The following is a 10,840-nucleotide window of genomic DNA, read 5'->3' on the forward strand; positions in this document are numbered from 1 at the left end:
TAAGCGGAGAAGAGCCCTTCTAGTATCGCAACCATGCGGTCAGCTTGTAAATTACAGGCCAAATTAGCTAATCCACTACAATGCGAGTAAGCTTTAAAAAGTAGCGATTATCGCCGTAGTCGTTTGTAATATGTCCATTTCTTACGAAACTGTCGCAATCCAGTCCTCACCTTCCTTCCTGACAGTTGCATTCCTTAAAACTGGATCAATTCCAGCAATTTTCGAACGCCCATTAGAGCCATGGCCACCATGAATCATATTAAAGACCTGATAGCTATAACCTTCTTTTTCAACTAAGTCTATATGCTTAAGAGCTTGGCCATACCCTAAAGCTTCTCGTTCTTCACCCTTCCAGCTCTCACAAAGAATTACAACATTATTTGCATCAATATACGCAGTATTCCAAGCACCAAAAGCAATAGATTTTTCCTCGTGATTAACGAAAGACCAAGACCATAGCCAGTTCGCACATGTGAAACCTTCATCTTCCATAAATTGTTTACGTTTAACGTCACTTTCAGGAACCAATTTTTTATACAATACAGTATCTTGATATTGCGAGTAGTTTATGATGTGAGACATTAAATTTCGACCTTGCTCATCGCCTTGATTTTCAGCGTTAACATACAAGACTTGCAATTTATCTGATGAATACTCTCCATCAGAAATACGCTTTAACATTTTATTAAATAACTCAGGTTTCATTATTCACCTTTTATTGGGCTGATTTCTTGTAAAACATTCGAAGTTCTTAAAAAGTAGTCAATTGGTGCTTGTTCGATTTGGTCATATAACGCTAAGCTAAGTGGTAAACAAACCTGCCAACCAACTCTATTACCCACCTTAAACACACAACTCAAACAAAGCAAAAATGCCCAGCGTTTGTTAGTCCATCTTAAGCGTTTGTTTATTTTTTAGAATATTGTATAAGCCAAATTTGTTTGCTTAATAGGTTCTGTAACGATACAACTTCGAATCAATTCAACATTAAAGGATTCTGAATACTCTTTAATCGTATTCATAAGAGCATTATTATCAATGACTGGATGAATACCTAAAGTCCACATACTTCTTAAGTCATCATGCGAGCCTTTAACCAATGAAACTTTGCATGTATCTTCCATCATGCCTCTGATACATGAACTAACATTAGTATTTTGCTTTATTTCGAGGGCAATATACTGCCCTAACACTGAGCGTTTCTTACGAAAAACAAAATCAATAGCCATATATTCACGATGATTAGCCTTCCGACGGTCTATCGAATACTGAAACTCTCGATCCCACCACGCGATATCTTCGCTTTTTTGTGATTCCAGAAAAACTGAAAACTCTACTTGAAACCAAATTTCCCACCCCGTAATCGGCTTTTCTTCTATTAGCTTCAAACGTTTTTGAATGTGAGTTTGTCTAAAAAACTTATTAGCTAAACTAGCAACAAAATCAAAATCTCTATTCGTCATATAAATATACTACCAAATCAAAATAAAAAACTAATGCTTTTAAAACGGAATTTTTTCGTGTTTGCATTCCGTCTATGTTGCTGCGATTTATTATGAAACTCAACCAGTATCCATTTGTTGTGTGAATTGAAGATAAATTTCATAAGGAAAATACCGAAACTTTCCGTATAAATTCCCAGAACATGGATTAGAAACTGTTGGTCTACCTGAGCACGCGCCTTTAGTGAAGAGCTTCTACTCTAAACGATTTTGGGGCATTTCTGAGGTAGAATGTACCACGGGTAAAAATTCAGCCTGTGAAGGTTTTGGACAAAAATGAGTTTCAGGAATTCTAATATTAGTGATTCATGAATAACTTTTTATAAGGCAAGTTTGCCAATTAATACGCCTTTGTACAGTGCGCACTTTGTCTGCTTATGTTCAATCGTGCATATCTCCTTGAATCAGTACAACCTCTTGTATTTAGAGGTTTTATCATTGAAGTATCGCGAAATGAGTAAGAATTACATTTTTCGAGAGTTAGAATGTCAAATGACCAAGGAAGAGGTCGCGGAACTGTGTTTTAAAACTGTGAGAACGGTCACGGGATGGGGCGAAGGAAAACCAATACCGCCTGAGTGCAAAAGGCTAATGAGAATGGCAAAAGGTCGAGAACTAAGCATTAGCGAAGACTGGATACAGTTCAAAATGTTATACGACAGTATGGAGCTGCCGACAGGCCAAGTGGTGAGGCCGCAACAAATCTTAGCAGGGATTGCGCTTTTGGGGATTCAATCGGAGCTAGAGATTAAGACTTCAACACACTTACTTGGCCTTGCAAGAGCGATAGCCAACATAAAGAAATAGTCTTAGGAAAGTATGGATTTCTCGATAAGAGCTCAAAGTCTTAATTACATTACCTAACATGATGTGACTCTTGTTGGTAAGGTGACCTCGACTGGTGCAAAGAAATGTCCTGTTTTTTAGTTAACCAGTCCTCCTTTTTGGTCATATCAAGGAGAAAAAAGCCGGGCTCATTGAGTCCGGCTTTTTTGTGATATGTATTGAATCCCATGCAATAGTTTTGAGAAGAATTTACGTTTATCTTGCTTTGTTAGTTTTAATAGAAGATAAAATATACAATTATCTACTAATATCTATAAGAGACACATAGTCAAATGCCAAGGAGGCTATATGAAAGTGTATTTAGACGATGAAAGAAAGACTCCTAATGGTTGGGTTCGAGCGTATTGGCCAGAAGAAGTGTTTCAATATCTCGAAACTGGCAATGTCACAGAGTTGAGTTTAGATCATGACCTTGGTGATGATACCCGAGGGACTGGCTATGACGTGATTTTGTGGATTGAGAAAGAGATACATGTTAATGGGTTTTTCCCTCCGCAACTTAAGGTGCATTCAGCAAATGTGTCGGCGAGAAGAAAAATGGAATTAGGGATAGATCAAATTAACAAAATGAAGAATCCCGCGTAGAACATCATTCTAATAAATCAGTTGCCTTATGAAACAGTGGATTTATAATCAAGTCCCTGTTTTTATTAGGTCTAATTAATGAATATCGAAGAAATCAAGTTTATCCACGAATATCTAGTCGAGTATTTTGCTGACAAAGATGATCCTGTTGCACCTCCGGGCATTAAAAACGAAGAACTTTTAGAGTCTGCTGTAACTCGTCCATTCATGAGTGCAGGCGGTCAGGACGCATACATCGGCGACTTTAATAAAGGCGCAGCTCTATTCCACTCAGTAATTAACAACCACTGCTTTCACAACGGCAATAAGCGTGCAGCCTTACTTTCTACGATTGTTTACCTCAGTGAAAAAGGCCACTGGTTGTCAATCCCCACTGACGAAGAAATGTTTGAATTTACGCGTAAAGCTGCCGCGCATGAGCTACATAAAGACCGTGAACAAGAGCTTGCGATTATATCCGATTGGTTACGTCGCAACAGCAGACGCCGTAAGAATGGTGAAAATCCACTGAAGTTCCAACAGTTAAGAGACATTTTAACTTGTTTTGGTTTTGAGGTTGGTGAATGTGACGGTCGTACGATCCCAATTTCTAAAAACGGTAATGTTATAACTACTATTCTTCAGAAAGGCAGTAAGGGTAAAGAAGACTACGATAAACAGTACATTCAGAAACTACGCAAAAAACTGAAGCTTACGCATGATTATGGTGTTGACTCATACGCTTTCTATGGCGTAGTTACTTTCCAAGATAAGTTGCATCGCTTTATGAATATGAGAGCGAAGGTGATGAGAGAACTTGCTAAAATTTAGCAATTAGGTGTAAACGGCAAGGCGAGCAAAGCTAGACTCGTGTTACCTTATTGATTCGTCGAATTTACCCCCGTGATACAACACGGGGATTCACGACGAACAGCATTAGAAGAATGGATAACTTCTAGTAGGGCAAAACCCCATGAACAGGATGTGAATGAGTAAAAGGTCTATCCAACAACGGGGCACTTTCGAGTTAGAAAGTGCCCCGGGTAAAAATTCAACCTGAGAGGCTTTTGTCTAGTAGACGAAACAAACGTGCCTGCGATAGTCGCGTTGGCATACCTCTGGACATAAATGTGGTCAGTGACTTTACTAAATTAGCAGTTGACGGATAATCTGAGGTATTGCAAACCCTCTTATCTATTGGCCAAAGCAACTCACCCACTACAATCAAGACTCCTTCTGATCTTGATGATTATGTTCGAAGACCGACTAACTGAATACGGTTCTGTCGCAAACTTTGAAGCTTTAGGTTAAAATTTACTCAATACCCACTCAGCACTCTGAATTGTAATGTTTAAAGGCTGTCACTTTCCATCCGAAGTCATTCTCGAAACCGTTCGTTATTATCTCGCCTATAAGCTGAGTTATCGTGAAATCGAAGAGATACAATTAGAGCGTGGAGTCGTAGTAGACCACACTACTATTAATCGTTGGGTTATCAAATTTACACCAGTATTGGAGCATAGAGCCAGGCGTAGAAAGAAGCCGGTGTCTGACTCGTGGCGTATGGATGAAACCTACATCAAAGTAAAGGGTAAATGGGTCTACTATTACCGAGCCGTCGATAAATTTGGAAATGTGATTGATTATTATATTAGCCCTAACCGTGATGAGGCAGCTGCTAAAGCCTTTCTGAATAAGGCCATTTCACAAAATGGTTTACCAAGTAAAGTCGTCATAGATGGAAGTAAGAGTAACTACGCGGCCATTGATTCAATGAATGTTCAGCTTTGGTTTACGGGTTATTTCATGCTCTCATTGATAGAGATTTTGGACATTAAATATCTGAACAATATCGTTGAGCAGAGTCACCGTTGGGTGAAGCAGAAAACACGTCAAGCGCTAGGTTGGAAGTCAACGGAAGGAGCTTTGGCCAGTTTACATGGGCGTGAAGTATGGACGATGTTGAAACAAGATCAGATAGATGTTGAAGGCCATACAGCCTTTGAGCGATTTCACGCCCTCGCAGCATAATTGTATCTGCCGGATGGGACTATCACGCCTCTAGCTAGATTTGCGACAGAACCAAGAATTAAGGCTTCGGTTAGAATCGAAGCCTCCCCGTATCCCAGGCGGGATTCGGGATTGTTGCAAAACCAGATTTTCTAATCCACTGCAGTACTAATTACGTGACAGTGCGACAATCTCTAGTTTCTTCCTGTATATGCTTATTGAATGGTCAGAGAGGAATTTTTTGTAAGGAAGCTTACCTATTAAAACAGCTTTGAGCCTAAACAAGAAGGAAACTGAGTAAAGTAATTGTACATCTTCATATTCCCCTTTCTTGCAATTTGTCAGATAACGCATGTTTCCACCGTGAATATATCCACTAAACTTAGCTAGCAAAAATTCTTTTGCTTTGGTACCTATCCATGGGATAAAACCAATTCCTGTACTCAATGCTCCAATTGCTACTCCATTAGGCGGCAACATTGTCACTGAATCGGCTGCATTAACAACACGATAAATAGGTGTTTTTATTGTGGCAATCCATTCTTTGTCTCCAACTCTCGGGGCTCCAAATGTATAACAGGCAGCAATACCATGGTTGAATTCTAATCTCTTTGCTGCGATGGTTGCTAGTGCTCCCCCCAGGCTATGGCCTGTAATAAAGAGAGGTTTATTGTCAGTTAGATTAAGAAGACCTGTATTGATTTCATCTTTTACAGATTCAAAAGCTTTATGAAAGCCTTCATGAACTCTACCTAAAGTCTTGCATTTTGTTATCTTGGCGTTGGCATCAGATTTTATATCGTTGAGGCTTGTTGCTTCGGTTCCTCTGAATGCTAATACATAAGAGATAGGAGTTTCTACCAGGATAGCTTGGGTTCCTAGCTTAGTATCAAATGTTTGTATTAGTTTTGATTCATTTAAAGTGTTTAACTCATTTACTAATCTGTTTTTTTCTTCCTCATGATCCCAAAGTAGTCCTTCCATTATAGATATTGCTTTTACTAAATTCGTATTTTTTGATTCATTAACAATATTCTTCAGAGCTTCCTCTAATCCCAACTTTTGTAACTTGCTTGGAAGGGCTGGATTAAACCTTATATATGCTAGCTCAGAAAAAGTAGCCATCAACCAAGCGGTTCGGTCACTGTACGCTTGGCGATAACTTGGTAAATTTAGACTCAATAAAGTAGCTTTTGTGTCTACTTCATTATTGACGTTGTTTAATATACTCATACTCAACCACCTGCTTTGCAATTACATTTATATTTGAGTAACATTTAACCAGTCATTAGGTGCTCTTGCAATTAATGAAGTAAATTAATCATTTAATATATGGAAGTAAATAAATGCGCATATTTTTAGCAATAGTCGTTGTGCTTCTCGTTGGCTGCGTTCAAGCACCTACTCAGTCCGTGGAACTTGCTGTAACGGTAGGACGTGATATTGAAAAAATGCATAGTGCTCATACACAGACTATCAGTATTTTGTATTCCCGAATGAGAGCTGATGTGAACGAGTTTATAGATGATGTTTATATGCCTTATGCCATCAAAGAAGCGATTAAGAAAGACCGTATTCGTCAGGCCAGTGGAAAAACGTCATTTATAGATATGATATCTAAGGGACTATCTGCATCTTCAAGCTCTAAACAACAAGAACTTGCTATTGGAGCAATGGAAGTGCTCGTCTCTCAAGTAACTCAGTCTGTTGATAGGCAGCGTAAGCTATTACTTGATAATCTTAATGGGCAAGAAAGAGATCTGTTGGCCTCAACTAATCGATCTTATTTAGCAATTCATCAAGCCAATTCAATTGTAACCGGCCATTTATCCTCTATAGCTAAAGTTCATGAAACTCAAAATGAGTTATTGAGCGAAATAGGGATTGAAACAGATGTAAATAACTTTATCGCAACCAAGCTGGCTATCGCTTCTGATGAAATAGCAGAGCTGACTAATAAAAGTCAGAAAGAACTAGATGATATTGGCGGTGTTGAAGGCGCAAAAGAAAAGCTTCAAAACGCTATCGAAAAACTAAATATCAAATAATAAAAGGTTTTAACATGAGTAAATTAGAAGAATTAGAAAGGTTACTTAGTGATGATTTCTCAGCTATAGAAGAAACGTTCAATGGAACATATGGCTCTGAACTTACCAAGTTATCTGGGCTTTCAATTTCAGATTTAAAAAAAATCAATCCAGAGATTAATGTTGTTGAATATGAAAAGCTAAAAGCGGTTGTGCTCAGAGCATCACAACAAAACCTGAGTCAGGCAGAGTTAAAAATGCGTATACAAGCTTTAGGGGAAACTGCAGTAAAGATAGCGAATATTGCTGACATCATTATCTAACTGTAGTTGAAATGTATGAAAAGTGGCAGCTAGAAGGTAATTAGTCATCGGATAAGGTCCCTTTCTCCAGCTATGTTTAAGAGTCTTTGTCGTTCTCAAACACAAAAAACGCCTCACATTTGAGGCGTTTCACAGCTAATAAATAAACTGAGGGTTTATTTGAGTTTTATATGTTTGTAGGTCTACCCGCAATTCTTAACTTGAAATGTAAGGCTGAGTATTTGATGGCATTTTGAACGTCTTTTCTTGTGATAATTACGGGGAAAAATCCCCCTTTTTTTTTATGTCCCTTTGCCATGAACCCTTATGATAAAAGGGGCGATGGCATTTTTTACTTTTGGGGAGGTTTCAATTGTTTTTACTCAGTTTTTGTCTGATGTACGACTCTATATCCTCGGTTAGTTCTTTCGGTAAGCGGGAAAATTCAAATGATTTTTTACGCCCGTCAGCACTGGTTTTTAATCGAGCATAAGTATTCTTGTTTCCGTAAATCGCTAACTCCTCAACCTTCTGTTGAGGCTTAGACTCATCATCAACCAAATGTTCTAATTTCGTCTCGTAATACTCAAGTAACTTAGCTTGAATATCAGAAACATCGGTAGCTTTGGTATTGAATGAGGCCAGTTCATTCTCAACAAAGGTTTCAACGCTGAGTTTCGTTTTGGCGAGGGTTCGTTCAATCTTTCCAAGTCTTGTATAGAACGTAGTCGGAATACCTTCGCAATCAGGGAATGATTCGATTAGTGCTTTGTTTAGTTTTGCAGCATTGAGTTTTTTTCGAATAGTGACAATGCTGACACCAAACTCTTTTCCGATTTGAACCAAATCAGCAGAACTAATACCTTGTTCTTCTGCATAATTTAGGTATTTCATACCTACCTCACGCCATGAAAAAAATCTAACCTTTTGTGTTAGTTCAACATAGGCCGCAATGTCTTTCGCACTTGGCAGTTCATCCAGGACCCATAGTGGTAAATCTCGTCCTGCCTTGATTCCACAAAAACGACGACGTGTAGCATCAAAAAGTTCATACCGTTCTAGTTCTTTGTTGAAGTACGCTACACCCTCTTGTTTGATACCCTCTGCTAATACTTCTGGGTAAATGTCTCTTACGGCCTCCAATGTCAAAGACTCTTGGTGGCGGGTATTTAGAGGGTGAGCTATTGTCTTACTCTCAAGCTCTGCGGACGGAATGATTACATGACGAGCCTTATAGTTAGTCTGGCCAAACTTAATTGTTTTTATTATTGGTGCATTTTTATTCGATAAACTTAAACCAGAACCGATCGATAAATTGCCTTTCTTATTTGGACGTTTCATAGCTCTGCCTATTTAATTGCTAATTGAATCAATTCATTCTTGAACTGTTTATAAAATAAATTCACTGAGCTCACTGCCACATCAAATTGCTTGCTAGTACAGACTTCTTCTGACTTTTTTATATCTAAGACAGTTCGTCCAATGTTAGCTGTAGCGGTAAACGCATCACTGTGCGCAATGGTAGACGTCATCAGGTTGTTACGCACAGAGCGCATGAGTTTTTGGAACGTGTCGTATTCGGGTTTGCTTGATTCTTGATAGTTTACCGCTGCCAGTTTATACCACTGTAAATTACTACCCATAGATGGGAGTGACTCTAGACGATCTGAAAGGTTGCTCATGAAATTCGTGGTTGAAGCATAGTCATAGTAGCGAGGTGTCACCGGAACAAGCAGCATTTCGGCTGCTTCTAATGCTGACCATGTGATAGGGCTATCTTGGGGTGGCATATCTACAAAGATAACATCAAATACTTCTTTTAGGATTGGCAGTACAACCTCTGAAAACTTACGTAATAAGCGTACTTGCTCATTTTCATCAAGCTGCCAATAAGTATCTACAAAGCGTTCATCGCTTGGGAAAGCGGTAATCACAGATAAATTACTAAGGTGTGTAGAAAATGCGCACTGCTTAATTATCTCTTCAATCGTATAACCATTTTTCAATAGTGCATTCACAGCATTATCTTCATTGTCTGGCTCAAACTCTGCTAGAAGAATATCTGTCATGGTAACGTAAATACTGTCTTCTGCGATTTGCATTGTGCCTTGTCCCGCAGAGCCTTGGGGATCAAGATCAAGTATTAATACGCGAGCATTTAGATCTAAATCCAATGCGGTGGCCGTTGCTAAGGCTAAAGTCGTACTCGTTTTACCGGTACCGCCTTTGTGGTTCGTGACAACGATTAGTTTACTGTCGTGGTGCTCGTGAAATTTAGGAACGCCAAAGTGTTCCATGAGTATGTGTACTTGATCATTAGTGTAAAGGTGTGCTTTTCCTTGTGATGTGTGCTCTCCAATTAATCCAAGTTCTTCTGCCTCAGTCAGCTTCTTTTTGAACGTCGGTTTAGTGGTGCGAAGCTGCTTTATAACTTCTGTTTTATTCAAACTGTGGTTGTAAATTAGACGGTCAACACCATCCACCAAGTCCTCATCTGTCACGTTAATTCTTAGTTGCGTTTTAAGCGCTTCTTCTAAGTGCGATTGCTCTTGGTTCATGTTTATTGCGGTTTGTCTAATTGACTGTAGGACGACGTTCATATCTATAACTCCATGAAAGATAAATCTATATACATACTAACAGTGACTTTACCAATGTAAAGGTTGTTTTACCATTTTTGGGTAAATTATTTCTTTTGGTGTTTGTGGGGAAAAACCCCCCTTTTTTTTATTTTTTAGCAATTCACTATCTTAAAAACTGTGGTGGACTTGGGCGTTACTCTTCGGGCAAGGCTTTTCGCTTGTATCTTTCATCTATGACCTAAGAGTGGCATCACCCTGATGAGTCACTGCGTGTCGCCCCAGAGTGTGCCTCTCTACAGTCCCTATCTAAAAGGATATCGCTGCAATCCTGAACGCCTGCGCCTCGTCATTCTTCCTCGTTGCCGCTTGTCGTGCCTCCTCACTCCTTTCACTGACATCCATTAAGTTCGAGTAAGGGCTTGTTGCCTTATGTGCCGGTTTTCCTTTCGACTCGCATCATTTGATGGGGCTCGCAGGCTGTTGACCCTCCTCAATCAGAACCTTTTCTGCAAGGGTAAATGAACGCTTCGCGCCCCTGCAGAGAAGAACCCTGTTTGAGGTAGGGACAGCCAAGCGGCTCCATAAAAGTGATACTCAAACAGAAAGGAAACTCCTCATGGCACAACGACACTCAAGCCCAACTCTCTCTAAATCGATGTTCAGCGACCAGCGTTTCGCCGCTGGGCACGAAAGCTCACCAAAAAATGATATCTCTAGTCCGATCGTTGAACGTGCAGTTCGTTCGACCGTTTCAGCGACGGTTTCAAAAGGACTTATCTGGGTGAATTCAACGGACTTTAATTCGAGCGTTCGAGCGGTCAAAGTGCATGAGATTTTACTTAAGGAGTTTGGTTATACCGACTCTTTGATCTTGGAGGAAAGCCAGAAAGGAAAAGGGGTGAGCATTAGCGTATGTGACAGAGTGACGACGGTAAAACAGATGCGAGAAGATTACGCCTACGCGAAAAAAGAAGAGAGAAACGTTGAAACGACCGCTAAGCATCAAG

12 protein-coding genes are annotated in these 10,840 nt (G+C 39.5%); 7 read left to right on the forward strand and 5 right to left on the reverse strand.

Annotation, left to right across the window (positions count from 1 at the left end; all coding sequences use genetic code 11):
• Positions 1-141: 141 nt before the first annotated feature.
• Positions 142-705, reverse strand: a complete 564-nt coding sequence (locus AB4589_RS17545) for a hypothetical protein (protein ID WP_017097971.1) — start codon at positions 703-705, stop codon at positions 142-144.
• Positions 706-914: 209 nt separating this feature from the next.
• Entirely contained in the window at positions 915-1,463 is a 549-nt protein-coding gene (locus tag AB4589_RS17550) for a hypothetical protein (protein WP_017097969.1), read from the reverse strand.
• Between the two features lie 477 nt (positions 1,464-1,940).
• Between AB4589_RS17550 and AB4589_RS17555 the strand changes: the two genes are divergently transcribed.
• The 4 genes from AB4589_RS17555 (at position 1,941) to AB4589_RS17570 (ending at position 4,943) form a co-directional block, all read left to right on the forward strand.
• Positions 1,941-2,309, forward strand: a complete 369-nt coding sequence (locus AB4589_RS17555) for a phage protein (RefSeq protein ID WP_102556449.1) — start codon at positions 1,941-1,943, stop codon at positions 2,307-2,309.
• 327 nt (positions 2,310-2,636) lie between these two features.
• Entirely contained in the window at positions 2,637-2,933 is a 297-nt protein-coding gene (locus tag AB4589_RS17560; protein ID WP_102556450.1) for a cyclic-phosphate processing receiver domain-containing protein, read from the forward strand.
• A gap of 78 nt (positions 2,934-3,011) precedes the next feature.
• Positions 3,012-3,743: a type II toxin-antitoxin system death-on-curing family toxin gene (locus AB4589_RS17565; protein ID WP_102556451.1), complete on the forward strand. Its 732-nt coding sequence runs from the start codon at positions 3,012-3,014 to the stop codon at positions 3,741-3,743.
• A gap of 516 nt (positions 3,744-4,259) precedes the next feature.
• Complete coding sequence (locus tag AB4589_RS17570) at positions 4,260-4,943, forward strand: IS6 family transposase (RefSeq protein ID WP_102556452.1); 684 nt, start codon at positions 4,260-4,262, stop codon at positions 4,941-4,943.
• Between the two features lie 147 nt (positions 4,944-5,090).
• Here AB4589_RS17570 and AB4589_RS17575 read toward each other — a convergent pair whose 3' ends face one another.
• Complete coding sequence (locus AB4589_RS17575; protein ID WP_102556453.1) at positions 5,091-6,155, reverse strand: lipase family protein; 1,065 nt, start codon at positions 6,153-6,155, stop codon at positions 5,091-5,093.
• A gap of 113 nt (positions 6,156-6,268) precedes the next feature.
• Between AB4589_RS17575 and AB4589_RS17580 the strand changes: the two genes are divergently transcribed.
• A complete protein-coding gene (locus AB4589_RS17580) occupies positions 6,269-6,970 on the forward strand; it encodes a hypothetical protein (protein WP_016767520.1) in 702 nt (233 codons plus the stop codon).
• Between the two features lie 14 nt (positions 6,971-6,984).
• The gene (locus AB4589_RS17585) at positions 6,985-7,272 is read left to right on the forward strand and encodes a hypothetical protein (RefSeq protein ID WP_016767519.1); all 288 of its coding nucleotides are present in this window, start codon (positions 6,985-6,987) and stop codon (positions 7,270-7,272) included.
• Between the two features lie 348 nt (positions 7,273-7,620).
• On the opposite strand, the gene AB4589_RS17590 is transcribed toward AB4589_RS17585, so the two are convergent.
• Both AB4589_RS17590 and AB4589_RS17595 read right to left on the reverse strand, forming a co-directional pair.
• Positions 7,621-8,592 (reverse strand): ParB family protein, encoded by a 972-nt coding sequence (locus tag AB4589_RS17590; protein ID WP_102556454.1) that lies wholly within the window; start codon positions 8,590-8,592, stop codon positions 7,621-7,623.
• A gap of 8 nt (positions 8,593-8,600) precedes the next feature.
• Positions 8,601-9,851: a ParA family protein gene (locus AB4589_RS17595; protein ID WP_016767517.1), complete on the reverse strand. Its 1,251-nt coding sequence runs from the start codon at positions 9,849-9,851 to the stop codon at positions 8,601-8,603.
• A gap of 598 nt (positions 9,852-10,449) precedes the next feature.
• Here AB4589_RS17595 and AB4589_RS17600 point away from each other — a divergent pair.
• A partial coding sequence (locus AB4589_RS17600) for a hypothetical protein (protein ID WP_372101300.1) occupies positions 10,450-10,840 on the forward strand: 391 nt, incomplete at its 3' end.

Source organism: Vibrio sp. 10N.222.49.A3 (assembly GCF_041475145.1).
Classification (GTDB): Bacteria; Pseudomonadota; Gammaproteobacteria; order Enterobacterales; family Vibrionaceae; genus Vibrio; species Vibrio tasmaniensis_A.

Bases quoted from the DNA above. Each gene is read 5' to 3' on its own strand.
- AB4589_RS17545 (WP_017097971.1), bottom strand. From the start codon at position 705: ATGAAACCTGAGTTATTTAATAAAATGTTAAAGCGTATTTCTGATGGA.
- AB4589_RS17550 (WP_017097969.1), bottom strand. From the start codon at position 1,463: ATGACGAATAGAGATTTTGATTTTGTTGCTAGTTTAGCTAATAAGTTT.
- AB4589_RS17560 (WP_102556450.1), top strand. From the start codon at position 2,637: ATGAAAGTGTATTTAGACGATGAAAGAAAGACTCCTAATGGTTGGGTT.
- AB4589_RS17565 (WP_102556451.1), top strand. From the start codon at position 3,012: ATGAATATCGAAGAAATCAAGTTTATCCACGAATATCTAGTCGAGTAT.
- AB4589_RS17570 (WP_102556452.1), top strand. From the start codon at position 4,260: ATGTTTAAAGGCTGTCACTTTCCATCCGAAGTCATTCTCGAAACCGTT.
- AB4589_RS17575 (WP_102556453.1), bottom strand. From the start codon at position 6,155: ATGAGTATATTAAACAACGTCAATAATGAAGTAGACACAAAAGCTACT.
- AB4589_RS17580 (WP_016767520.1), top strand. From the start codon at position 6,269: ATGCGCATATTTTTAGCAATAGTCGTTGTGCTTCTCGTTGGCTGCGTT.
- AB4589_RS17585 (WP_016767519.1), top strand. From the start codon at position 6,985: ATGAGTAAATTAGAAGAATTAGAAAGGTTACTTAGTGATGATTTCTCA.
- AB4589_RS17590 (WP_102556454.1), bottom strand. From the start codon at position 8,592: ATGAAACGTCCAAATAAGAAAGGCAATTTATCGATCGGTTCTGGTTTA.
- AB4589_RS17595 (WP_016767517.1), bottom strand. From the start codon at position 9,851: ATGAACGTCGTCCTACAGTCAATTAGACAAACCGCAATAAACATGAAC.